Source organism: Erwinia sp. AK-PDG3-5 (assembly GCF_056821705.1).
Genome location: NZ_CM165967.1, coordinates 4565230 through 4588377, shown reverse-complemented (window position 1 = coordinate 4588377; position 23148 = coordinate 4565230). Strand labels below are relative to the sequence as shown.

The 23148-nt window shown below is 54.5% G+C and carries 19 protein-coding genes; 15 read left to right on the top strand and 4 right to left on the bottom strand.

The genetic code is table 11. From position 1 onward, the window contains the following. Window positions 1-126: 126 nt before the first annotated feature. The 5 genes from ilvG (at window position 127) to ilvA (ending at window position 6437) form a co-directional block, all read left to right on the top strand. Window positions 127-1773 carry an acetolactate synthase 2 catalytic subunit gene (ilvG, locus tag AC1UKS_RS21420; RefSeq protein ID WP_482435156.1) on the top strand — a complete coding sequence of 549 codons (1647 nt, stop codon included), beginning with the start codon at window positions 127-129 and terminating at the stop codon, window positions 1771-1773. After that, window positions 1770-2027 carry an acetolactate synthase 2 small subunit gene (gene ilvM / locus AC1UKS_RS21415; RefSeq protein WP_041691853.1) on the top strand — a complete coding sequence of 86 codons (258 nt, stop codon included), beginning with the start codon at window positions 1770-1772 and terminating at the stop codon, window positions 2025-2027. Before ilvG ends, ilvM begins: the two co-directional genes overlap by 4 nt. Before the next feature lie 19 nt (window positions 2028-2046). Beyond that, window positions 2047-2973 carry a branched-chain amino acid transaminase gene (locus AC1UKS_RS21410; RefSeq protein ID WP_013200223.1) on the top strand — a complete coding sequence of 309 codons (927 nt, stop codon included), beginning with the start codon at window positions 2047-2049 and terminating at the stop codon, window positions 2971-2973. 63 nt (window positions 2974-3036) lie between these two features. Beyond that, a complete protein-coding gene (gene ilvD, locus AC1UKS_RS21405; RefSeq protein WP_482435155.1) occupies window positions 3037-4887 on the top strand; it encodes a dihydroxy-acid dehydratase in 1851 nt (616 codons plus the stop codon). Between the two features lie 5 nt (window positions 4888-4892). Then, window positions 4893-6437 carry a threonine ammonia-lyase, biosynthetic gene (gene ilvA / locus AC1UKS_RS21400; RefSeq protein WP_482435154.1) on the top strand — a complete coding sequence of 515 codons (1545 nt, stop codon included), beginning with the start codon at window positions 4893-4895 and terminating at the stop codon, window positions 6435-6437. Here ilvA and ilvY read toward each other — a convergent pair whose 3' ends face one another. After that, window positions 6438-7319 (bottom strand): HTH-type transcriptional activator IlvY, encoded by an 882-nt coding sequence (ilvY, locus tag AC1UKS_RS21395; protein ID WP_013200226.1) that lies wholly within the window; start codon window positions 7317-7319, stop codon window positions 6438-6440. A 164-nt stretch (window positions 7320-7483) separates the two neighbouring features. On the opposite strand from ilvY, the gene ilvC reads away from it, so the two are divergent. Continuing rightward, window positions 7484-8962, top strand: coding sequence for a ketol-acid reductoisomerase (ilvC, locus tag AC1UKS_RS21390; protein WP_013200227.1), 1479 nt, complete (start codon window positions 7484-7486; stop codon window positions 8960-8962). Between the two features lie 84 nt (window positions 8963-9046). On the opposite strand, the gene ppiC is transcribed toward ilvC, so the two are convergent. Then, the gene (gene ppiC / locus AC1UKS_RS21385; protein ID WP_013200228.1) at window positions 9047-9328 is read right to left on the bottom strand and encodes a peptidylprolyl isomerase PpiC; all 282 of its coding nucleotides are present in this window, start codon (window positions 9326-9328) and stop codon (window positions 9047-9049) included. An 89-nt stretch (window positions 9329-9417) separates the two neighbouring features. On the opposite strand from ppiC, the gene rep reads away from it, so the two are divergent. After that, window positions 9418-11439, top strand: a complete 2022-nt coding sequence (gene rep, locus AC1UKS_RS21380; protein ID WP_482435153.1) for a DNA helicase Rep — start codon at window positions 9418-9420, stop codon at window positions 11437-11439. 62 nt (window positions 11440-11501) lie between these two features. On the opposite strand, the gene gppA is transcribed toward rep, so the two are convergent. Then, window positions 11502-12986, bottom strand: a complete 1485-nt coding sequence (gene gppA / locus AC1UKS_RS21375) for a guanosine-5'-triphosphate,3'-diphosphate diphosphatase (protein WP_482435151.1) — start codon at window positions 12984-12986, stop codon at window positions 11502-11504. A gap of 7 nt (window positions 12987-12993) precedes the next feature. Continuing rightward, window positions 12994-14286, bottom strand: coding sequence for an ATP-dependent RNA helicase RhlB (gene rhlB, locus AC1UKS_RS21370; RefSeq protein WP_265908427.1), 1293 nt, complete (start codon window positions 14284-14286; stop codon window positions 12994-12996). Window positions 14287-14403: 117 nt separating this feature from the next. Between rhlB and trxA the strand changes: the two genes are divergently transcribed. The 8 genes from trxA (at window position 14404) to rffA (ending at window position 23147) form a co-directional block, all read left to right on the top strand. After that, window positions 14404-14736 carry a thioredoxin TrxA gene (trxA, locus tag AC1UKS_RS21365; RefSeq protein WP_013200232.1) on the top strand — a complete coding sequence of 111 codons (333 nt, stop codon included), beginning with the start codon at window positions 14404-14406 and terminating at the stop codon, window positions 14734-14736. A 386-nt stretch (window positions 14737-15122) separates the two neighbouring features. Further along, window positions 15123-16382 carry a transcription termination factor Rho gene (gene rho, locus AC1UKS_RS21360; RefSeq protein WP_013200233.1) on the top strand — a complete coding sequence of 420 codons (1260 nt, stop codon included), beginning with the start codon at window positions 15123-15125 and terminating at the stop codon, window positions 16380-16382. A gap of 320 nt (window positions 16383-16702) precedes the next feature. Further along, window positions 16703-17782 (top strand): UDP-N-acetylglucosamine--undecaprenyl-phosphate N-acetylglucosaminephosphotransferase, encoded by a 1080-nt coding sequence (gene wecA / locus AC1UKS_RS21355; protein WP_106382082.1) that lies wholly within the window; start codon window positions 16703-16705, stop codon window positions 17780-17782. 50 nt (window positions 17783-17832) lie between these two features. Continuing rightward, the gene (gene wzzE, locus AC1UKS_RS21350) at window positions 17833-18858 is read left to right on the top strand and encodes an ECA polysaccharide chain length modulation protein (protein ID WP_053142031.1); all 1026 of its coding nucleotides are present in this window, start codon (window positions 17833-17835) and stop codon (window positions 18856-18858) included. A gap of 48 nt (window positions 18859-18906) precedes the next feature. Further along, the gene (gene wecB / locus AC1UKS_RS21345) at window positions 18907-20037 is read left to right on the top strand and encodes a non-hydrolyzing UDP-N-acetylglucosamine 2-epimerase (RefSeq protein WP_482435150.1); all 1131 of its coding nucleotides are present in this window, start codon (window positions 18907-18909) and stop codon (window positions 20035-20037) included. Beyond that, window positions 20034-21296, top strand: coding sequence for a UDP-N-acetyl-D-mannosamine dehydrogenase (gene wecC / locus AC1UKS_RS21340; protein ID WP_482435149.1), 1263 nt, complete (start codon window positions 20034-20036; stop codon window positions 21294-21296). The genes wecB and wecC overlap by 4 nt, the downstream gene beginning before the upstream one ends. Continuing rightward, window positions 21293-22012, top strand: coding sequence for a dTDP-4-amino-4,6-dideoxy-D-galactose acyltransferase (gene rffC, locus AC1UKS_RS21335; protein ID WP_482435148.1), 720 nt, complete (start codon window positions 21293-21295; stop codon window positions 22010-22012). The genes wecC and rffC overlap by 4 nt, the downstream gene beginning before the upstream one ends. A gap of 4 nt (window positions 22013-22016) precedes the next feature. Then, on the top strand, window positions 22017-23147 hold the full coding sequence (gene rffA / locus AC1UKS_RS21330) for a dTDP-4-amino-4,6-dideoxygalactose transaminase (RefSeq protein WP_053142042.1): 1131 nt from the start codon (window positions 22017-22019) through the stop codon (window positions 23145-23147). The last annotated feature ends 1 nt before the right edge of the window (window position 23148 follow it).

Below are 23148 nucleotides of genomic sequence, written 5' to 3'. Positions count from 1 at the left end.
TTCGAAAGAACCCCCGCACCGAAAGGTCCGGGGGTTTTTTTTTGGCAGGTTATCAATGACAGAGGAACAGATTATGAACAGTAGAATAAAATGCTGTTGTTCCCAGCCAGAGGCGGGGAAATAACTATGAATGGTGCTCAGTGGGTGGTTCAGGCGTTGCGTGCGCACGGTGTCGAGACAGTTTTCGGCTATCCGGGTGGGGCGATTATGCCCGTCTATGATGCGCTCTATGACGGTGGCGTCGAACACCTACTCTGTCGCCATGAGCAGGGCGCAGCAATGGCCGCTATCGGCTACGCCCGTTCTACTGGCAAAGTCGGCGTGTGCATCGCCACTTCCGGCCCGGGTGCAACGAACCTTATCACCGGCCTGGCTGATGCGATGATGGATTCTGTTCCAGTTGTAGCAATCACCGGTCAGGTTTCCTCTGCCTTTATCGGTACTGATGCGTTTCAGGAAATTGACGTGCTGGGAATGTCCCTGTCCTGCACCAAACACAGCTTCCTGGTGGAATCACTGGAAGAACTGCCAGAAGTGATGGCTGAAGCTTTCGCTATCGCGCAGTCTGGTCGTCCTGGCCCGGTACTGATCGACATTCCTAAAGATATTCAGCTGGCGAGTGGCGAGTTAACGGCTCACCTGTTGCCGGTCGAAGCCGAGACCGAGCATCCTCATCAGGAATTGCAGCTGGCAAGAGCCATGCTGGCGCAGGCGAAGAAGCCAATCCTCTATGTGGGCGGCGGTGTTGGCATGGCCGGCGCCGTTGCGGCACTGCGCGCTTTTGTTAAAGAGACCGGCATTCCAACTGTTGCTACGCTTAAAGGGTTGGGTACGCCCGATGCCGAAGACCCATGCTACCTGGGCATGTTAGGTATGCATGGCACCAAAGCCGCTAACTACGCAGTGCAACAGTGTGATGTGTTGATTGCCGTCGGTGCGCGCTTTGATGACCGTGTGACGGGCAAGTTAAACACCTTCGCTCCGCATGCCAGCGTGATCCATATGGACATTGACCCGGCTGAATTGAATAAACTGCGTCAGGCCCATGTGGCATTGCGCGGTGACCTGAATAAAATGCTGCCAGACTTATATCATCCGGCAGACATCAGCACCTGGCGCGAGCACGTCATCGCGATGAAAGCGGAAAACGGCTGGCGTTACGATCATCCAGGTGAAGCTATCTTTGCCCCATTGTTCCTGAAGCAGTTGTCCGATCGTAAACCCGCCAGCGCTATCGTCACCACTGACGTGGGCCAGCATCAGATGTGGGCCGCACAGCATATGCTTTTCAACCGCCCGGAGAACTTCATCACCTCCAGCGGGCTGGGTACGATGGGCTTTGGCCTGCCAGCCGCCGTCGGTGCGCAGGTTGCCCGCCCGGACGATACCGTTATCTGCGTTTCCGGCGATGGTTCATTCATGATGAACGTGCAGGAGCTCGGCACCATTAAACGTAAGCAGCTGCCGGTGAAAATCGTGCTGATGGATAACCAGCGTTTGGGCATGGTTCGCCAGTGGCAGCAACTGTTTTTCTCCGAGCGCTACAGCGAAACCAATTTGTCCGACAATCCAGACTTCCTGACCCTGGCCAGCGCGTTTGATATCCCTGGCCAGCGCATTACCCGGAAAGACCAGGTCGACGCCGCATTAGACGCTTTGCTGCACAGTGAAGGGCCATACATGCTCCACGTCGCCATCGACGAGCATGAAAACGTCTGGCCTTTGGTACCGCCTGGTGCCAGCAACGAAAATATGATGGAGAAAACCTCATGATGCAGCATCAATTGTCTATCGAAGCCCGCTTCAGACCCGAAATACTGGAGCGGATATTGCGGGTTGTCAGACACCGTGGTTTCCAGGTGTGTGCGATGAATATGGCTTCCAGTAATAATACCGACAACATTAATATTGAAATGACCGTTGCCAGCCAGCGCTCAGTCGATTTACTGTCAACACAATTAAGCAAGCTGATGGATGTCGCGTGCGTCCAGATCCAACAACAGACAACACAACAGATCCGCGCCTGAGCGCGAAAGGAAAATAAGAATGACGAAGAAAGCTGACTTTATCTGGTTCAATGGCGAGATGGTTAAGTGGGAAGACGCGAAGGTCAGCGTGATGTCCCACGCACTGCACTACGGTACGTCTGTGTTTGAAGGCGTCCGCTGCTACGACTCGCACAAAGGCCCGGTAGTCTTCCGCCATCGTGAACATATGCAGCGCCTGCACGACTCTGCAAAAATCTATCGTTTCCCGGTCAGCCAGAGCGTTGATGAACTGATGGAAGCGTGCCGCGAAGTTCTGCGCGTCAACAAACTGAAAAGCGCTTATATCCGTCCGCTGGTCTTCGTTGGCGACGTGGGTCTGGGTGTTAACCCGCCAGAAGGCTTCAGCACCGATGTGATCATTGCCGCGTTCCCTTGGGGCGCGTACCTGGGTCCTGAAGCGCTGGAACAGGGTATTGATGCCATGGTGTCCTCCTGGAACCGTGTGGCGCCCAACACCATCCCAACTGCTGCTAAAGCGGGCGGTAACTACCTGTCCTCACTGCTGGTAGGCAGCGAAGCTCGCCGCCACGGCTATCAGGAAGGCATCGCTCTGGATACTCAGGGCTACATCTCTGAAGGTGCGGGTGAGAACCTGTTCGAAGTGAAAGAGGGCATTCTGTTTACCCCGCCATTCACCTCTTCAGCGCTGCCGGGCATTACGCGTGATGCGATCATCAAGCTGGCTAAAGACATGGGTATCGAAGTCCGTGAGCAGGTGCTGTCACGTGAATCTCTGTATCTGGCCGACGAAGTCTTCATGTCAGGTACGGCTGCTGAAATCACACCGGTTCGCAGCGTAGACGGTATCCAGGTAGGTGAAGGCAAACGCGGTCCGGTTACTGCCCGCATTCAGTCCGCCTTCTTCGGCCTGTTCACTGGCGAAACAGAAGACAAATGGGGCTGGCTGGATTCGGTTAACCCATAATAAAAAAATACCTGAGCGGGCGTCATATGACGCCCGCGCACTATCTGATTTTGGAGTATGAGCATGCCTAAGTTACGTTCCGCTACCACCACACATGGCCGCAATATGGCCGGTGCCCGTGCCCTCTGGCGCGCCACTGGAATGACCGACGACGATTTCGGTAAGCCAATCATTGCGGTAGTTAACTCCTTTACCCAGTTCGTACCGGGCCACGTTCACCTGCGCGACATGGGGAAACTCGTCGCTGAGCAGATTGAAGCATCCGGCGGCGTGGCAAAAGAGTTCAACACTATTGCGGTGGATGATGGGATCGCAATGGGGCATGGCGGCATGCTGTACTCTCTGCCGTCGCGTGAATTGATTGCAGACTCGGTCGAGTATATGGTGAATGCGCACTGTGCCGATGCGATGGTCTGTATCTCCAACTGCGACAAAATCACCCCGGGGATGCTGATGGCTTCCCTGCGTTTGAATATCCCCGTGATCTTCGTTTCTGGCGGCCCGATGGAAGCCGGTAAAACCAAGCTCTCTGACAAAATCATCAAGCTGGATCTGGTCGATGCGATGATCCAGGGCGCAAACCCGAACGTCAGCGATGCCGACAGCGAGCAGATCGAACGCTCCGCGTGCCCGACCTGTGGATCCTGTTCCGGTATGTTTACCGCCAACTCAATGAACTGCCTGACCGAAGCGCTGGGCCTTTCCCAACCGGGTAACGGTTCACTGCTGGCGACTCACGCCGACCGTAAAGACCTGTTCCTGAATGCCGGTAAGCGCATTGTTGAACTGACCAAACGCTGGTATCGGCAGGATGATGAAAGCGCGCTGCCGCGTAACATCGCCAATAAAGCGGCTTTCGAGAACGCCATGACGTTGGATATCGCCATGGGTGGTTCCACCAATACCGTTCTGCACCTGCTGGCCGCTGCGCTGGAGGGTGATATCGACTTCAATATGTCAGATATTGACCGTCTGTCACGCAAAGTGCCACACCTGTGTAAAGTGGCGCCGAGCACCCCGAAATACCATATGGAAGACGTGCACCGCGCAGGTGGCGTATTCGGTATCCTCGGCGAATTAAGCCGTGCCGGCCTGATGGATCAAAGCGTCCGTAACGTGCTGGGTCTGACCCTGCAGGAAACGCTGGATCAGTACGACATCATGCTGACCAAAGATGAAGACGTGAAGAAGATGTTCCGTGCTGGCCCGGCCGGTATCCGCACCACTCAGGCGTTCTCTCAGGACTGCCGTTGGGAAACGCTGGATGACGATCGCAAAGAAGGCTGTATTCGTACACGTGAATTCGCCTTCAGTCAGGATGGTGGTCTGGCCGTGCTGTACGGTAACCTCGCTGAAGATGGTTGCATCGTTAAAACTGCGGGCGTGGAAAAAGAGAGCCACACCTTCCGTGGTCCGGCCAAAGTCTACGAAAGCCAGGATGATGCCGTTGCGGCGATCCTGGGCGGCAAAGTGGTTGCCGGTGATGTGGTTGTAATCCGTTACGAAGGACCTAAAGGCGGACCGGGCATGCAGGAAATGCTTTACCCGACCACCTATCTGAAATCGATGGGCCTCGGCAAAAGCTGTGCGCTGATCACCGATGGACGCTTCTCCGGCGGTACTTCCGGGCTGTCGATCGGCCATGCTTCACCAGAAGCGGCCAGCGGCGGAACCATTGCGCTGGTGAGAGATGGCGACATCATTGATATCGATATTCCTAATCGCGGCATCAAGGTTGATGTGCCAGATAACGTGCTGCATGCCCGTCGCGAAGAAGAAGAAGCCCGCGGTAGCGAGGCCTACACGCCACATGGTCGTGTGCGTGAAGTTTCCTATGCCCTGCGCGCTTATGCCTTACTGGCAACCAGTGCGGACAAAGGCGCTGTGCGTGACAAGAGCAAGCTGGGAGGCTAACAACGATGGCTGAGTCTCAACCGTTACCCGACGAGCCATGCGGCGCGGAGTATCTGCGGGCGGTTCTCCGCTCGCCGGTATACGAAGTGGCGCAGGTGACCCCGTTGCAGAAGATGGAGAAGATCTCTTCCCGTCTGGGCAACACCATTTTGGTCAAGCGTGAAGATCGTCAGCCGGTGCACAGCTTCAAGCTGCGCGGGGCTTACGCGATGATCGCAACGTTGAATGAAGAGCAGAAAGCGCGCGGGGTGATTACCGCATCCGCCGGCAATCATGCTCAGGGCGTGGCGTTATCGGCATCAAAGTTAGGGATTGCTTCCCTGATTGTGATGCCAGTGACTACCGCGGATATCAAAGTGGATGCGGTGCGGGCGTTTGGCGGTGAGGCTTACCTGTTTGGTGCCAACTTTGATGAAGCGAAAGCCAAGGCCATCGAACTGGCGGAGCAGAAGGGCTACACCTTTGTGCCGCCGTTCGATCACCCGATGGTGATCGCCGGACAGGGTACGCTGGCGATGGAGCTGCTTCAGCAGGATGCGCATCTTGACCGCGTGTTCGTGCCCGTTGGCGGCGGCGGTCTGGCGGCGGGTGTTGCCGTGCTGATTAAACAGCTCATGCCGCAAATCAAAGTGATCGCGGTGGAAGCAGAAGATTCGGCTTGTCTGAAGGCGGCGCTCGACGCGGGTCATCCTGTCGATCTGGCTCGGGTTGGGGGCTTTGCTGAAGGTGTGGCGGTCAAACGCATCGGGAATGAAACCTTCCGTCTGTGCCAGGAGTATCTCGACGACATCATCACCGTCGACAGCGATGCAATATGTGCGGCGATGAAAGATTTATTTGAGGATGTCCGCGCCGTTGCCGAGCCTTCCGGGGCGCTGGCACTGGCCGGCATGAAGAAGTATATCCAACAGCACCAGATCAAAGGTGAACGTCTGGCACACGTGCTCTCTGGCGCAAACGTCAACTTCCATGGCCTGCGGTATGTCTCGGAGCGTTGTGAGTTGGGTGAACAGCGGGAGGCATTGCTGGCGGTCACCATTCCTGAGCAGAAAGGCAGCTTCCTGAAGTTTTGCCAACTGCTTGGCGGCCGTTCGGTTACCGAGTTTAACTATCGCTATGCGAATGCCGATAACGCCTGCATTTTTGTTGGCGTGCGGCTGACGCGTGGGCTTGAAGAGCGCAGCGAAATCCTGCACCTTTTGCAAGAGGGGGGCTACAACGTTGTCGATCTGTCCGACGATGAAATGGCCAAACTGCACGTGCGTTATATGGTTGGCGGACGCCCGTCAAAACCTCTGCGCGAGCGACTGTTCAGCTTTGAGTTCCCTGAAGCGCCGGGCGCATTACTGCGCTTCCTGCAAACGCTGGGCACACACTGGAATATTTCGTTGTTCCATTACCGCAGCCACGGCACCGACTATGGTCGGGTGCTGGCAGGTTTTGAGCTCAGCGACAATGAGCCGCAGTTTGAAGAGCATCTCGCCGAGCTGGGCTATGATTTTCATGATGAAAGTAATAACCCGGCCTTCAGCTTCTTCCTCGCAGGCTAGTTACATCAGTGCCCAAAACGCATCGATAAGCGGCTCATTGAGCCGCTTTTTTTGTACGCAAACGCCCAGTTCGAACGGTGCGACCATCTCCACATTATCCAACTCAAGAATACGATTCCGTACGGATTCCGGGCTGTTCTCCAGCACCACATCCGGCAGCAAAGCAATGCCACAGCCTAGCGCAACCATCGACACAATCGCTTCGTGACCCGCCACCGTGGCGTAAATCAACGGATTAGGAATGCGACGGCGGCGGAACCATAAATCAATGCGCTGCCGGGCAGGCCCCTGATCGGGCAAAATGAACGGGATCTCCGACCAGTCCGGCTCAGGTTCTGTGGCCTGAGTCCGGACCGGGCAAGGCAACGCCGGGGCAATCAACACCAGCGGGATCAGCCCAATCGGCGTAAAACCAATACTGGCCGGCAGCGTTTCCGGCCGTCCTGCAATGGCAATATCAGCCTCTGTGCTCTGCACTTTCTCCACCGCGTCTGCGGCATCCCCGGTTGTCAGCTTAATTTCTACCAGCGGATGTTCAGCACGGAAGCGATCCAGAATCGGTGGCAAGTGGCTGTACGCTGCGGTCACGGAACAAAAAAGGCGCAGCTCACCGCTGAGTGATGGTCCATTCTGCCCAATGGAATGCAGCAGATGTTGATACTGCAACAGCGTATGCTGGGCGAACTGGCGCAACTGCTCACCCGCATCGGTCAGGGTGACCGTACGGTTATCCCGTAGAAACAAAGCCTGGCCGAGGTCTTCTTCCAGCCGCTGAATTTGTCGGGATAAGGTGGAAGGACTGACGTGCATCGCCCTTGCGCTGCGGCCAAAATGGCGGCTTTCGGCCAGATGAAGGAACAGTTTCAGATCGCGTAAGTCCATATAATTCAGGCCTCAATTTCACGTTGCAGTTTTTGCAATGTCACGTTGTTAATATATCAATTTAAGCAATGCATTTCCTGTCATATGATAAGGTTTATACAGGGTAAGCGCGAAAGGCGCTCCCTTCTTATTAAAAGACCCAAACAACCCTATACGGAGTTTCCATGGCTAACTATTTCAACACTTTGAACCTGCGCAATCAGTTGGCGCAATTAGGTAAATGCCGCTTCATGTCCCGTGAAGAATTTGCTGATGAAGCAAGCTACCTGAAAGGCAAAAAAGTCGTCATCGTTGGTTGTGGTGCTCAGGGCCTGAACCAGGGTCTGAACATGCGTGACTCCGGTCTGGATATTGCTTACGCCCTGCGTGCAGAAGCGATTGCTGAGAAGCGTGCTTCATGGCGTAAAGCGACTGAAAACGGCTTCAAAGTGGGAACCTACGAAGAGCTGATCCCGCAGGCCGACCTGGTGGTTAACCTGACGCCAGACAAGCAGCACACCTCTGTTGTTCAGGCTGTTCAGCCGCTGATGAAAGATGGCGCGGCGCTGGGTTACTCACACGGCTTCAACATCGTTGAAGTGGGCGAGCAGGTTCGTAAAGACATTACTGTAGTGATGGTTGCGCCGAAATGTCCGGGCACTGAAGTCCGTGAAGAGTACAAGCGTGGCTTCGGTGTTCCAACGCTGATTGCGGTTCACCCGGAAAACGATCCGAAAGGCGAAGGCATGGCGATTGCTAAAGCCTGGGCCGCTGCAACAGGCGGTCACCGTGCCGGTGTTCTGGAATCTTCCTTCGTTGCTGAAGTGAAATCTGACCTGATGGGCGAGCAGACAATTCTGTGCGGTATGCTGCAGGCGGGTTCACTGCTGTGCTTCGACAAGCTGGTGGCAGAAGGGACCGATCCGGCCTATGCCGAGAAACTGATTCAGTTCGGTTGGGAAACCGTGACCGAAGCGCTGAAGCAGGGCGGCATCACGCTGATGATGGATCGTCTGTCTAACCCAGCGAAAGTGCGTGCTTACGCGCTGTCAGAACAGCTGAAAACCATCATGGCGCCACTGTTCCAGAAGCACATGGATGACATCATCTCCGGTGAATTCTCTTCCGGCATGATGGCTGACTGGGCGAATGACGATAAGAAACTGCTGGGCTGGCGTGAAGAGACCGGCAAAACGGCCTTCGAAACGGCTTCACAGTTCGAAGGTAAAATTGCAGAGCAGACTTACTTTGATGAAGGCGTGGTGATGATCGCGATGGTCAAAGCAGGCGTTGAGCTGGCATTTGAAACCATGGTTGATGCCGGCATTATCGAAGAGTCAGCTTACTACGAATCTCTGCACGAGCTGCCGTTGATCGCCAACACCATCGCACGTAAGCGTCTGTATGAAATGAACGTGGTGATCTCTGACACGGCTGAATACGGTAACTACCTGTTCTCTTACGCGGCAGTTCCGCTGTTGAAAGAGTTTATGACTACCCTGCAGGCCGGCGATTTGGGTAAATCACAGGCGACCTCTACCGCCATCGACAACGCTCAGCTGCGTGATGTTAACGAAGCCATTCGTCACCATCCAATCGAAGCAGTTGGTAGCAAACTGCGTGGCTACATGACTGATATGAAGCGTATTGCCGTTGCCGGTTAATGCCTGACTGACGGGCTGGTTTCACTGGCCCGAAAGCAAAAAAAGAGCGGAATCCGCTCTTTTTTTTCGTCTGTCACCCGGCAATCAGTTGCGGTACAACACCTTTATGATGTGATAACCGAACTGGGTATGCAGAGGACCATAAGGCACGATAAGTGGGCAGGAGAACACCACTTTATCAAAAGCCGGCACCATTGCGCCCTGTTTGAACTCGCCTAAATGGCCGCCTTTTTTGCCAGATGGGCAGGTGGAATGCTTCTTGGCCAGCTTTTCAAAGTCTGCGCCTTTTTCCAGCTCAGCCAGAATATCCTGAGCCAGTTTTTCTTCCTTAACAAGGATATGGAGTGCTGCTGCGGTTTTTGCCATGATCGTACCTTGAGTCGTATGGATGCTGCTGGCTATACTACCACGCTGAATTTCTCTTTCCTTCTGTCTTTTCATCGAGCGACTTTCCTATGCGTCTGAATCCTGGCCAACAACATGCCGTCGAATTTGTTACCGGGCCCTGCCTGGTGCTGGCGGGTGCGGGGTCGGGCAAAACACGCGTGATCACCAATAAAATCGCCCATCTGATCCGTGAATGCGGCTATCAGGCGCGCCATATTGCCGCGGTAACCTTTACCAACAAGGCCTCGCGCGAGATGAAAGAGCGTGTGGCGCAAACGCTCGGGCGCAAAGAAGCGCGTGGGCTGATGATTTCCACCTTCCACACCCTGGGGCTGGAGATTATCAAGCGCGAGTATGCCGCGTTGGGTATGAAGTCGAACTTTTCGCTATTTGACGATCAGGATCAGCTGGCTTTGCTGAAGGATCTGACCGAAGAGTGGTTGGAAAATGACAAGACCTTACTGCAACAGCTGATCTCCACGATCTCCAACTGGAAGAACGATCTGATGGATCCTTCCCGGGCGGCGGCGGGTGCCGTGTCAGAGCGGGATAAGCTATTCGCCCACTGTTATGGCCTGTACGACAAACATCTGAAGTCCTGCAACGTGCTCGACTTTGATGATTTGATTTTGCTGCCGACCCTGCTTTTCCAGCGCAATCAGGAAGTGCTGGAGCGCTGGCAACAACGCATCCGTTACCTGCTGGTGGATGAATATCAGGATACCAACACCAGCCAGTATGAACTGGTGAAGCTGCTGGTGGGCGCACGCGCGCGTTTTACCGTGGTAGGCGATGACGATCAGTCGATCTACTCCTGGCGCGGCGCGCGGCCGCAAAACCTGGTGCTGCTTAACGAGGATTTCCCGGCGTTGCAGGTAATCAAGCTGGAGCAGAATTACCGCTCCACCGAGCGCATCCTGAAAGCCGCCAATATTCTGATCGCCAACAATCCGCATGTGTTTGAGAAACGCCTTTTCTCCGAACTGGGTTATGGCGCAGAGCTGAAAGTCGTTACCGCCAACAATGAAGATCATGAGGCGGAGCGGACAATTGGTGAACTGATTGCCCATCACTTTATCAATAAGACCCAGTACAAGGATTACGCGATCCTCTATCGTGGCAACCATCAGTCGCGGGTGTTCGAAAAAATGCTGATGCAGAACCGCATTCCTTACCGCATCTCCGGAGGAACCTCTTTCTTCTCCCGACCGGAGATCAAGGATCTGCTGGCCTATCTGCGCGTGCTGACCAATCCCAATGATGACAGCGCATTTATGCGCATTGTGAATACGCCCCGGCGTGAAATTGGCTCGGCGACGTTGCAGAAGCTGGGCGAGTGGGCGATGCAGCGCAACAAGAGTTTGTTTACCGCCAGCTTCGATATGGGGCTTGAGCAGACGTTGTCAGGACGTGGGCTGGAGTCGCTACAGCGCTTCACGTTCTGGCTGAAGGAAGTCGCACAGCTGGCAGAACGTGAGCCGGTCGCCGCCGTTCGCGATCTGATCCGCGGTATCGATTATGAGAGCTGGCTGTTTGAAACCTCTGCCAGCCCAAAAGCGGCCGAAATGCGGATGAAAAACGTCAATACGCTGTTCCAGTGGATGACAGAAATGCTGGAGGGCAGCGATATCGATGAGGCGATGACGCTGACGCAGGTTGTCACCCGGTTTACGCTGCGCGATATGATGGAGCGCGGCGAAAGCGAGGAAGATATGGATCAGGTTCAGCTCATGACGCTACATGCGTCGAAAGGCCTGGAATTCCCCTACGTCTACCTGGTCGGGATGGAAGAAGGGCTGTTGCCACATCAAAGCAGCATTGATGAGAACAACGTTGAAGAAGAGCGTCGGCTGGCCTACGTGGGCATCACCCGCGCCCGCAAAGAGCTGACCTTCACCTTATGCCGCGAACGTCGGCAATATGGCGAAACCATCCGACCTGAACCGAGCCGCTTCCTGATGGAGCTGCCACAGGATGATTTGAAATGGGAAACCGAGCGCAAAGTGGTCAGCGCCGAAGAGCGGATGCAGACCGGACAAAGCCGCGTCGCCAACCTGAAGGCGATGCTCGATAAGGCGAAAGGGAAGTAGGTTCACTGAACGGTTAAAAAATGAAAAAGGGGCTAAATCCGCCCCTTTTTACTGCCTGTCTGTCAGCCGATGGTCAGCGGCCAGTGAACATAGCTCTGCCAGTGGCATTCTTGCTCCAGCAGCTCTGCACGAAGCGGATGCGCTTCCAGCCAGCCTGCGGGCAGCGTCACATGCAACGCATCGTCATCGGCATGAAGCCGAACGGCGGGTAGCGTATCGTCACGTCGACGGCTGGAGAAAATGATCGCCAGACGCAGCAAACGACAGAGTCGTTCAGCCATTCGCGGAGGGATGGCATTTTGCTGGCTTAATACCGCCAGATCGATACTGTTGACCTGATTTTGTAGCAAGGTTGCCAGCAGTTTTTTCTGTGCGGGAGTAAAGCCGGGAAGGTCGAGATGGCGGATCAGATAGGCAGCGTGTTGCGGAGCCTGTTTGAAATCGACGCTCAGACCGATTTCGTGCATCAGGCAGGCACTGTCCAGCAGCTCCCGACATCGATCGTCCAGTTTCCAGCTGTGGCTGACCTGGCGGGCGAAACTTTCTGCCAGATTGCGCACGCGGTCGGCTTGCTCGGCATCAATAGTGAAACGACGCTGAATATTTTGCAGCGTGCGGCTGCGAATATCACGATCGATCGGCAAATGAAGCATGCCATAGACCAGGCCTTCACGCAGTGCACCGCCCGCCAGCGTCATGCTGTGGATATTCAGCTCGGTGAAAATAGCGATCAGAATCGACAGACCGCTTGGGAACACCAGCGCGCGCTCCAGCGTCAGCCCTTCGATCTCCAGCTCTTCCAGCTTGCCGCACTGAATCGCCCGCTGCTTCAACTGCTGCAGCTTGCTCAGGGTGATGCGTTCATCCATGCCCTGTGCCATCATAATTTCCTGCAACGCCTGTACGGTGCCAGAAGCCCCCACACAAACCTGCCAGCCGTGCTCACGTAGCTCAGCAGCAATCGGGCGGATCATGGCACGAGCGGCAAGTTCTGCCTGTTCAAAATTGGCTTTCGCCAGATGACGATCGCCAAAATAGCGCTCAAGCCAGGTGACACATCCCATCGACAGGCTGAAAAGGGAGGTGGTTTGCGAACCGCTTCCGGTCACCAACTCCGTACTGCCGCCGCCAATGTCCACCACCAGGCGCTTATCGGATCCGCCTGTGGTATGCGCAACGCCCTGATATATCAGGCGTGCTTCTTCCTCGCCGCTGATGACATTCACCGGGCAGCCAAGAATGTGTTGGGCGGTTTGCAGGAAGGTGCCGGCATTCGACGCCAGCCGCAGCGTGGCGGTGGCGACGACACGAATTTGCTCACCAGGAATGTCCTGCAACTGCTCTGAGAACAGCCGCAGACACTGCCAGCCGCGCTCCATCGCTTCATCGGAAAGATGGTTTTCGCTATCGAGGCCGGCGGCCAGACGCACTTTGCGCTTGATGCGCGCTACGGTCTGGATATTTCCAGCCACCTCGCGCACCACCAACATATGAAAACTGTTCGATCCCAGATCGATAGCAGCATAAAGTGATGACGCGCTCAGCATGGCTGTTTTAACCTGAACGTTTACGGTTATTGTTGCGTGGTGCACTGCTGCGGCGATTGTTGTTGCCGCCACGACGTGGACCATTGCCAGAACGATGACGTGTTAAACGCTTCGGTGGCGGCAGTTCAGTCATCAACGCATCACTGTTATAGCGGCTCACGGTAATGCTGTGGCCAATATACTCTTCGATAGCAGGGAGATTCAGTGCGTACTCTTCACACGCCAGGCTGATGGAATGTCCATTGGCGCCAGCGCGTCCGGTACGACCAATACGGTGCACGTAGTCTTCACGGTCATCCGGCAGGTCATAGTTGAACACGTGAGTTACCGCAGGGATATGCAGGCCACGCGCGGCAACGTCGGTGGCGACCAGGATATCAACGTCACCTTTAGTGAAGTCATCCAGAATACGCAGACGTTTCTTCTGAGCCACATCGCCGGTCAACAGCCCAACACGGTGTCCATCTGCTGCCAGGTGGCCCCAGATATCTTCACAACGGTGCTTGGTGTTTGCGAAGATGATGGCACGATCTGGCCACTCTTCTTCCAGCAAGGTTTGCAGCAGGCGCATCTTCTCTTCATTAGAAGGATAGAAAAGTTCTTCTTTGATGCGGTGGCCGGTTTTCTGCTCGGGTTCCACTTCCACGTATTCCGCGTTGTTCATGTTTTCGAACGCCAGTTCGCGAACGCGGAAGGAGAGGGTCGCGGAGAACAGCATGTTCAAACGCTGATTTGCCGCAGGCATCCGGCGGAACAGCCAGCGAATATCTTTAATAAAGCCGAGATCGAACATGCGATCCGCTTCATCAAGCACAACCACCTGAATGGCGCCGAGGTTTACGTGATTTTGCTTGGTATAGTCAATCAGTCGGCCAGTGGTACCGATTAAAATATCGACACCGCTTTCCAGCACTTTCAGCTGCTTATCGTAGCCGTCACCGCCATAAGCAAGCCCAAGCTTGAGACCGGTTGCCTGCGTCAGCGGTTCAGCATCGGCATGGATCTGTACGGCTAATTCGCGCGTAGGGGCCAGGATCAGCGCACGTGGCTGATTCACCTGACGGCCTTCTGGCGCAGGGTTAGAAAGAAGATGATGGAACGTTGACGTCAGGAACGCCATCGTTTTTCCGGTACCGGTTTGCGCCTGTCCCGCTACATCACGCCCTGAGAGCGTGAAAGGCAATGCCAGCGCCTGAATCGGCGTGCAGTTATGAAAGCCTTTAGTTTCAAGGGCTTCAATCACCTGAGGGTGCAGGGCGAAGTCGGAAAACTTCTGTTCGGTTAAGTGTGTTTTGCTCATAGTGTGGTAGAATATCAGCTTACTATTGCTTTACGAAAGCGTATCCGGTGAAATAAAGTCAACCTAAGTTGGCAGATTTTACGCCAACCAGCCAGGCATAATCTTTTGGAGTAAGACATGAGCAGCGATAAAATTGTTCACCTGACCGACGACAGCTTCGATTCCGACGTATTAAAAGCAGAAGGTTTGACGCTGGTCGACTTCTGGGCAGAGTGGTGTGGTCCTTGTAAAATGATCGCCCCAATCCTTGATGAAGTCGCCGAAGAGTACGACGGCAAGCTGACAATCGCGAAACTGAATATCGACGACAACCCGGGCACCGCGCCTAAATACGGTATTCGTGGTATTCCTACTTTGCTGCTGTTCAAAAACGGCGAAGTCGCGGCGACCAAAGTTGGTGCCCTTTCTAAAGGCCAGCTCAAAGAGTTCCTTAACGCGAACCTGGGCTAATAGCCTGTCCGGCGCCTGGTCTGAGGGGGTTTTTCGCCCTCAGTCAGGCGCCCGGCATATTTTTAGTCAGCTGCTAGACGTTTCACATCAGTCGTGCTAAGTTGTTTTTACTGCACTACGAACTTACCTGTAGTTTGAATCTTAGATTTATTCCTTGTTGAACGCCTAATCATCATCTCCTTGCGGGCATTCAGCAATCTGACGGTTAGCATCATCAGAATTTCCGGCGTCTTGTCCTTACCGTCTCCTCGTCTCAGATTTGCGTTTTCCTGCACGTGATCATCGAGCGGATCCTGACAAGAGTGCCATTAACAGGCATGGATTTTTCGCCATACCACTTACGACAATCATTCCGAGATTTACCCCGAGTTTAAGAACCCACCATTATGAATCTTACCGAATTAAAAAATACGCCGGTTTCTGACCTGATTACACTCGGCGAAAACATGGGGCTTGAAAACCAGGCTCGTATGCGCAAACAGGACATTATCTTCTCCATCCTGAAGCAGCATGCAAAAAGCGGCGAAGACATCTTCGGCGACGGCGTACTGGAAATTTTGCAGGATGGCTTTGGATTCCTCCGTTCTGGGGACAGTTCCTACCTCGCCGGTCCTGATGATATCTACGTTTCCCCTAGCCAAATCCGCCGCTTCAACCTCCGCACTGGTGACACCATTTCCGGCAAGATCCGCCCGCCGAAAGAAGGTGAGCGTTATTTCGCCCTGCTGAAAGTTAATGAAGTTAACTACGACAAACCTGAAAACGCCCGCAACAAAATCCTGTTCGAAAACTTAACCCCGCTGCACGCAAACTCTCGTCTGCGCATGGAACGTGGTAACGGCTCGACCGAGGATTTGACCGCTCGTGTACTGGACCTGGCCTCGCCAATTGGTCGTGGTCAGCGTGGTCTGATCGTTGCACCACCGAAAGCCGGTAAAACCATGCTGCTGCAGAACATCGCCACCAGCATCGCTTACAACCACCCAGACTGCGTACTGATGGTACTGCTGATTGACGAGCGTCCGGAAGAAGTGACCGAGATGCAGCGTCTGGTGAAAGGCGAAGTAATTGCATCTACCTTCGATGAGCCAGCATCCCGCCACGTGCAGGTTGCCGAAATGGTTATCGAGAAGGCCAAGCGCCTGGTTGAGCACAAGAAAGACGTGATCATCCTGCTGGACTCCATTACCCGTCTGGCGCGTGCCTACAACACCGTTGTTCCTGCTTCAGGTAAAGTCCTGACCGGTGGTGTTGATGCTAACGCCCTGCACCGTCCAAAGCGTTTCTTCGGTGCTGCACGTAACGTAGAAGAGGGCGGAAGCCTGACAATCATCGCCACCGCACTGGTTGATACCGGTTCGAAGATGGACGAAGTGATCTACGAAGAATTTAAAGGTACAGGCAACATGGAACTGCATCTGGCGCGTAAAATCGCTGAGAAGCGTGTGTTCCCTGCTATCGATTACAACCGTTCCGGTACGCGTAAAGAAGAGCTGCTTACCAGCTCCGAAGAACTGCAGAAGATGTGGATCCTGCGTAAAATCATCCATCCAATGGGTGAAATTGACGCGATGGAGTTCCTCATCAACAAGTTGGCAATGACCAAAACCAACGATGAGTTCTTCGACATGATGAAACGCTCTTAAGGCGACTCATCGGGCTGTAACGTTCAGGTTCAGCCAGGCTGAACCTGCTCTTTCTGGCCTTTTCGTGTGGATCGGGCTGTTCGCGACAGCGAAAAAATAAGAAAACTCGGGGAACGCCACGCTCAGACGTGGCGTTTTTCGTTTATGGGCTATACGATATTCAGCAACTGGAGAATTAAACCAAAAGGTGCGGTTAGCAAAAAAGGGACTTTAAGCCGTTTTATGCTCATCACGCACAACAGAAATCAGAATTAAACGGATGTTAATGGCACATAAAATGCTTATAACACTGCGAGATTCTTTGCAGAGAGCTGGTTAATGTGAATTTACTCAATATGAGTACTGAGCTTGCTTTAATATTTGTCTTTTCGATGGTTTTCCTCTTTTTTGCCCGTAAAGCAGCTAAAAAGGTTGGTCTGGTAGACAAACCTAACTACCGTAAGCGCCACCAGGGTGTGGTTCCTCTGGTGGGTGGCATCTCTGTTTTTGCCGGGACCTGCTTTGGCTTTGCCATCACCAATTTCTATATTCCCCACGCTCTGCTCTATCTTTGCTGCGCTGGCATGTTGGTCCTGATCGGTGCACTCGACGACCGTTGGGATATCAGCGTCAAAATTCGTGCTATCGTCCAGGCCATTGTTGCCGTGCTGATGATGAGTATGGGCAAGCTTTACTTGCTCAGCCTGGGATACATCTTTGGTCCCTGGGAACTGATTGTTGGCCCCTTTGGTTATGTCCTTACCCTGTTTGCCGTCTGGGCAGCGATCAACGCCTTTAATATGGTGGATGGCATAGACGGACTGTTGGGTGGGCTGTCCTGCGTCACTTTCCTCGCGATGGGTATCATCCTGTTACTGGATGGTCAGCAGAGCCTGGCGATGTGGTGCTTCATCATGATTGTTGCCATCGTGCCCTATATCTTGCTGAACCTGGGCGTGTTTGGTCGCCGCTATAAAGTGTTTATGGGCGATGCGGGAAGTACGCTGATTGGTTTCACCATCATCTGGATCCTGCTCGAGGCGACACAGGGCCAGTATCACCCTATCACCCCGGTCACCGCGCTCTGGCTGATTGCTATCCCGTTGATGGACATGGTTGCTATTATGTACCGCCGCCTGAGTAAAGGGATGAGCCCGTTTTCCGCCGATCGGCAGCATATTCACCACCTGATTATGCGCGCCGGGTTCACCTCCAGGCAGGCGTGTTTCCTGATTACGCTGGCGGCAGCGTTGCTGGCTGCGGTGGGCGTGCTGGGCGAGTCGCTGAGTTTTATCCCTGACTGGGCGATGCTGGTGCTGTTCCTGCTGGCTTTTATGCTTTACGGCTACTGCATCAAGCGGGCATGGCGGGTGGCCAGAATGATCAAACGCTTCAAAAGACGCTTACGGCAGACACAGTAAAGCGCTTATTACCTCTGAAAAGCTGACCCTGATAACAAGGAATATGAAGTATGACGCATCCTGACGTTACCCATAACGAGCTGGATATTCGCGGGCTTTGCTGCACCTTATGGCAGGGTAAAAAATGGATTGCGGGCGTGGCGCTGGTGTTTGTCCTGCTTGCCTGGATTTGGTCGCTGTTGGTGACGCCGCAATGGAGTACCACTGCGGTTACCGATCGTCCGACGGTCAATATGCTGAGCAGCTACTATTCGCAACAGCAATTCCTGAATAATCTGGATCTGCGCGCCAGTCAGTCTGCGGATACCCCTCCTTCGGTGATGGCTGAGGCCTACCAGGAGTTTGTGATGCAACTGTCTGCCTATGACACCCGTCGCGAATTCTGGCTGCAAACGGACTATTACAAGCAGCGGCAGCACGGCAACACCCGTGATGACGCAGTATTGTTAGACGAGCTGATTGCCAACATTCAGTATCAGCCGGCGGATGCCGCTAAAAACCTCAATGATTCCGTGCGTCTGGTCGCTGAGACGTCGAAAGATGCCAATACGCTGTTACGCCAGTATGTGGCTTTCGCCAGCCAGCGTGCGGCCACGCACCTGAATGAAGAGCTGACCGGTGCCTGGGCAGCCAGAACCATCCAGATGAAAGCACAGGTTAAAAGGCAGGAAGCCGTCGCAAAAGCGATCTACGATCGTCAGGTGAACAGTGTTCAGCAGGCGTTGAAAATTGCCCAACAGCAAGGTTTTGAACAGGCCAAAACGGATACCCCTTCCGAACAGCTGCCCGATTCTGAACTGTTCCTGTTAGGTCGCCCGCTGCTGCAGGCCAGGCTGGAAAATCTGCAGGCGACCGGACCGGGTTACGATCTGGACTATGATCAAAACAAAGCCATGTTGTCGACGCTGAATGTCGGCCCAACATTGGTAACTACTTTCCAGACTTACCGCTATCTGCGTACACCGGAGGAGCCAGTGAAACGCGACAGCCCTCGTCGCCTGTTTTTGATGATTATGTGGGGCGCTGTGGGTGCCCTAATTGGGGCAGGGATTGCACTGGCACGCCGACCGCGCTAACCGCGGCTGGCCTGTTGTTATCAGACAGATGAACGAAAGAGAGTCACTGTGAAAGTATTAACAGTTTTTGGCACGCGCCCTGAAGCGATAAAAATGGCGCCGCTGGTCCATGCGCTGGCGCAGGAAAGCGAGATTGACGCTCGCCTGTGCGTCACCGCACAGCATCGTGAGATGCTGGATCAGGTGCTGCAACTGTTCGCCATCGTTCCGGATTATGATCTGAATATCATGAGTCCGGGTCAGGGACTGACTGAAATCACCAGCCGGATTCTGGAAGGATTAAAGGCCGTTTTCGCTGAATTCAAACCGGATGTGGTGCTGGTCCATGGCGATACCACCACGACCTTTGCTGCCAGCCTGGCGGCATTCTATCACCGCATCCCAGTTGGCCACGTTGAGGCCGGTCTGCGCACCGGCGACCTCTATTCTCCGTGGCCGGAAGAAGCTAACCGCACGCTGACCGGTCACCTTGCCACCTGGCATTTCACCCCGACGGAAAATGCCCGTCAGAACCTGCTGAAAGAAAACCTGCGCAGTGACCGGATGTTCGTCACCGGCAACTCGGTGATTGATGCGCTGTTCTGGGTAAGAGATCGGGTTTTGGGTGATGCAGGACTACGGGAAGGCCTGGCTTCGCGCTATCCGTTCCTTGATTCAGACAAAAAAATGATTCTGGTCACTGGCCACCGACGCGAAAGTTTTGGTGGCGGTTTTGAACGCATTTGTAGCGCGCTGGCTGAAATTGCCCGCCTGCATCCTGATGTTCAGATTGTTTATCCTGTTCACCTGAATCCCAACGTCAGCGAGCCGGTAAACCGTATCCTGAGCGGCATCGACAATATCTTCCTGATTGAACCTCAGGAGTACCTGCCTTTTGTCTGGCTGATGGTGCGTTCCTGGCTAATCCTGACGGATTCTGGCGGCATTCAGGAAGAAGCGCCGTCATTGGGTAAACCGGTGCTGGTGATGCGCGAAACCACTGAGCGGCCAGAAGCGGTTGCGGCGGGAACGGTCAAGCTGGTGGGCACAGACGTACAGAAGATAGTCGGTGAGGCCACGCGCCTGCTGACGGATGAAGACGCTTATCAATCCATGAGCCGTGCCCATAACCCTTATGGTGACGGCCTGGCCTGCGAACGTATTGTGCAGGCACTAAAAAATAATCGGGTTACGTTATGATTTTCAATACCATTTCCATTATCGGCCTGGGCTACATTGGCCTGCCAACCGCAGCGGCATTTGCCTCACGGCAGAAGAAGGTCATTGGCATCGACATCAATGCGCACGCTGTTGAGACCATCAATCGCGGTGAGATCCACATCGTTGAACCAGACCTCGACCGGGTTGTGAAGACCGCCGTTGAACAAGGTTACCTGCGCGCGGCAACCCAACCTGAAGAGGCCGATGCCTTTCTGATTGCTGTCCCAACACCTTTTAAAGACGATCATCAGCCCGATCTCAGCTGGGTAAAAGCGGCCGCTGAATCCATCGCGCCGGTGTTGAAGAAAGGGGACTTAGTGATCCTCGAATCGACCTCACCGGTGGGTGCTACCGAGCAAATGGCGGCCTGGCTGGCGACAGCACGTGAAGACCTGAGCTTCCCGCAACAGGTTGGTGAAGCTGCCGATGTGCATATTGCCTATTGTCCTGAGCGTGTTCTGCCGGGCAAGGTGATGGTCGAACTGTTCAAAAACGATCGGGTGATTGGCGGGATGACGCCAGCCTGCTCGCAGCTTGCCAGTGACCTGTACAATATTTTTCTTGAAGGTGAGTGCGTGGTCACCAACTCCCGCACTGCCGAGATGTGTAAGCTGACTGAAAACAGCTTCCGGGACGTCAATATCGCCTTTGCTAACGAGCTGTCGTTGATTTGTGCCGATCAGGGGATCAACGTCTGGGAACTGATTAGCCTGGCGAACCGCCATCCGCGGGTGAATATCCTGCAGCCCGGCCCTGGCGTTGGCGGCCACTGCATCGCCGTCGATCCCTGGTTTATTGTGGCGCAAAACCCGGTACAGGCGCGATTGATCCGCACCGCGCGTGAAGTGAATGACAGCAAACCGCTGTGGGTCCTTGAGCAGGTTAAAAAGGCTTTAGCCGAGAGTCTGACCACCAGCGACAAGCGCGCCAGTGAGCTGACGATTGCCTGCTTTGGCCTGGCGTTTAAACCGGATATTGACGATCTGCGTGAAAGCCCGGCGATGCACGTGGCTGAAATGATCGCGGACTGGCATTCCGGCACTACGTTAGTGGTGGAACCGAACATTCACCAGCTGCCGGAGAAACTGGCCGGTAAAGCTGAACTGGTTGGGCTGAGTCACGCCCTGAAACAGGCTGACGTGCTGGTGATGCTGGTCGATCACGCGCAGTTCAAAGCGATGGATGCGACACAAATCCACGCTCATCAGAGCGTGGATACCAAAGGAGTCTGGCAATGAGTGCCAGCAGCCAGCCTGCGCTTATGCCATCGGTAGCCCTCAACCCGTTGAGTTGGGAAAATACCTTCTTTGGCGTGAACAGTGGCTTGCTCTCTTTTGAGGCGAATGGGTCGCCATTAACTGACGCGCTGCTTGCTGGTTACGATCTCGTTCAGGCCAAGGTGCTGTCGCAGCAGACCGCCGAGCTGGACGCGCTCAGCGCGCTGGGTTTTAAGCTGGTGGAAGGGGAGGCCGACTTTGTGCTGGGCATTGCCTCAGCAAGCCGCCCTGAAGGGATCCGCATTGCCAGAAAAGAGCATATTCCTGCCTTACGCGAAGCGGCAAGCGGCGCGTTTGCGCAAAGTCGCTTCCGTGCGCCCTGGTATCAGCCCGGTGACAGCGGCCGTTTCTATGCTCAGTGGATTGAAAACGCAGTGCTTGGCACCTTTGATCATCAATGCCTGCTTGCTATCAATGAGCAGGGCGATCTGCAGGGGTTTATCTCCCTTCGTGAACTGTCGGATGGCAGTGCGCGCATCGGGCTGCTGGCGACGTTACCGGAAGCCCAGGGATTAGGTGTGGGACAGCGCATGATCGAAGCGGCGTCCGACTGGTGTCGCGCGCGACGCCTGACTCGTCTGCATGTGGCAACTCAACTGGGCAATGTACCCGCGCTCAGACTCTATCATCGCTGTGGGGGTGTTATAGAACGCACCGCTTACTGGCTCTACAGGTAACATTATGATCCCATTTAACGCACCACCGATCGTGGGAACCGAACTCGACTACATGAAATCAGCGATGGGAAGCGGCAAGCTGTGCGGCGACGGTGGATTTACCCGACGCTGCCAGCAGTGGATGGAAAATAAGTTCGGCAGCAAAAAAGTGCTGCTGACCCCATCCTGCACGGCCTCTCTGGAAATGGCCGCGATTCTGATCGATATCCAGCCTGGCGATGAAGTGATCATGCCAAGCTATACCTTCGTCTCAACGGCTAACGCCTTTGTGCTGCGCGGCGCGACTATCGTGTTCGTCGATATCCGCCCGGATACGCTGAACATGGATGAGACGCTGATTGAAGCGGCGATCACCGACAAAACCAAAGCCATTGTTCCGGTTCATTACGCCGGCGTCTCCTGTGATATGGACGTTATTATGGCGCTGGCAGCCAAACATCATCTGTTTGTGATTGAAGACGCTGCACAGGGCGTGATGTCCACCTGGAAAGGCAAAGCGCTGGGGACAATTGGTCATATCGGCTGCTTCAGCTTCCACGAAACCAAGAATTACACGGCTGGCGGTGAAGGCGGCGCGACGTTAATTAACGATCCGGCTTTGGTTGAGCGTGCTGAAATCATCAGAGAGAAGGGCACGAATCGCAGCCAGTTTTTCCGAGGGCAAGTGGATAAGTATACCTGGCGCGATATTGGTTCCAGCTACCTGATGGCCGATTTGCAGGCGGCTTATCTGTGGGCCCAACTGGAAGCCGCGTCGGCGATTAACGCGCAGCGCCTGCGCTTGTGGCAGAACTACTACAGCGCGCTGCAGCCGATTGCGGCCAGTGGCCGGATTACCCTGCCCACCATCCCGTCGACCTGTCAGCATAACGCGCACATGTTTTACATCAAGCTGCATGATATTGATGACCGCACGGCGCTGATTAACTGGCTGAAGGAAGCCGAAATCCTGGCCGTCTTCCACTATATTCCGCTGCACTCTTCACCTGCCGGTCAGCGCTTTGGCCGCTTCCACGGCGAAGATCGCTACACCCAGTCCGAGAGTGAACGACTGCTGCGTCTGCCGCTGTTTTATAACCTCACTGATAATAATCAGCAGACGGTGATTAACTCCCTGCTGAGCTATTTTTCCTGAT

Bases quoted from the DNA above. Each gene is read 5' to 3' on its own strand.
- ilvG (WP_482435156.1), top strand. From the start codon at position 127: ATGAATGGTGCTCAGTGGGTGGTTCAGGCGTTGCGTGCGCACGGTGTC.
- ilvM (WP_041691853.1), top strand. From the start codon at position 1,770: ATGATGCAGCATCAATTGTCTATCGAAGCCCGCTTCAGACCCGAAATA.
- AC1UKS_RS21410 (WP_013200223.1), top strand. From the start codon at position 2,047: ATGACGAAGAAAGCTGACTTTATCTGGTTCAATGGCGAGATGGTTAAG.
- ilvD (WP_482435155.1), top strand. From the start codon at position 3,037: ATGCCTAAGTTACGTTCCGCTACCACCACACATGGCCGCAATATGGCC.
- ilvA (WP_482435154.1), top strand. From the start codon at position 4,893: ATGGCTGAGTCTCAACCGTTACCCGACGAGCCATGCGGCGCGGAGTAT.
- ilvY (WP_013200226.1), bottom strand. From the start codon at position 7,319: ATGGACTTACGCGATCTGAAACTGTTCCTTCATCTGGCCGAAAGCCGC.
- ilvC (WP_013200227.1), top strand. From the start codon at position 7,484: ATGGCTAACTATTTCAACACTTTGAACCTGCGCAATCAGTTGGCGCAA.
- ppiC (WP_013200228.1), bottom strand. From the start codon at position 9,328: ATGGCAAAAACCGCAGCAGCACTCCATATCCTTGTTAAGGAAGAAAAA.
- rep (WP_482435153.1), top strand. From the start codon at position 9,418: ATGCGTCTGAATCCTGGCCAACAACATGCCGTCGAATTTGTTACCGGG.
- gppA (WP_482435151.1), bottom strand. From the start codon at position 12,986: ATGCTGAGCGCGTCATCACTTTATGCTGCTATCGATCTGGGATCGAAC.
- rhlB (WP_265908427.1), bottom strand. From the start codon at position 14,286: ATGAGCAAAACACACTTAACCGAACAGAAGTTTTCCGACTTCGCCCTG.
- trxA (WP_013200232.1), top strand. From the start codon at position 14,404: ATGAGCAGCGATAAAATTGTTCACCTGACCGACGACAGCTTCGATTCC.
- rho (WP_013200233.1), top strand. From the start codon at position 15,123: ATGAATCTTACCGAATTAAAAAATACGCCGGTTTCTGACCTGATTACA.
- wzzE (WP_053142031.1), top strand. From the start codon at position 17,833: ATGACGCATCCTGACGTTACCCATAACGAGCTGGATATTCGCGGGCTT.
- wecC (WP_482435149.1), top strand. From the start codon at position 20,034: ATGATTTTCAATACCATTTCCATTATCGGCCTGGGCTACATTGGCCTG.
- rffC (WP_482435148.1), top strand. From the start codon at position 21,293: ATGAGTGCCAGCAGCCAGCCTGCGCTTATGCCATCGGTAGCCCTCAAC.
- rffA (WP_053142042.1), top strand. From the start codon at position 22,017: ATGATCCCATTTAACGCACCACCGATCGTGGGAACCGAACTCGACTAC.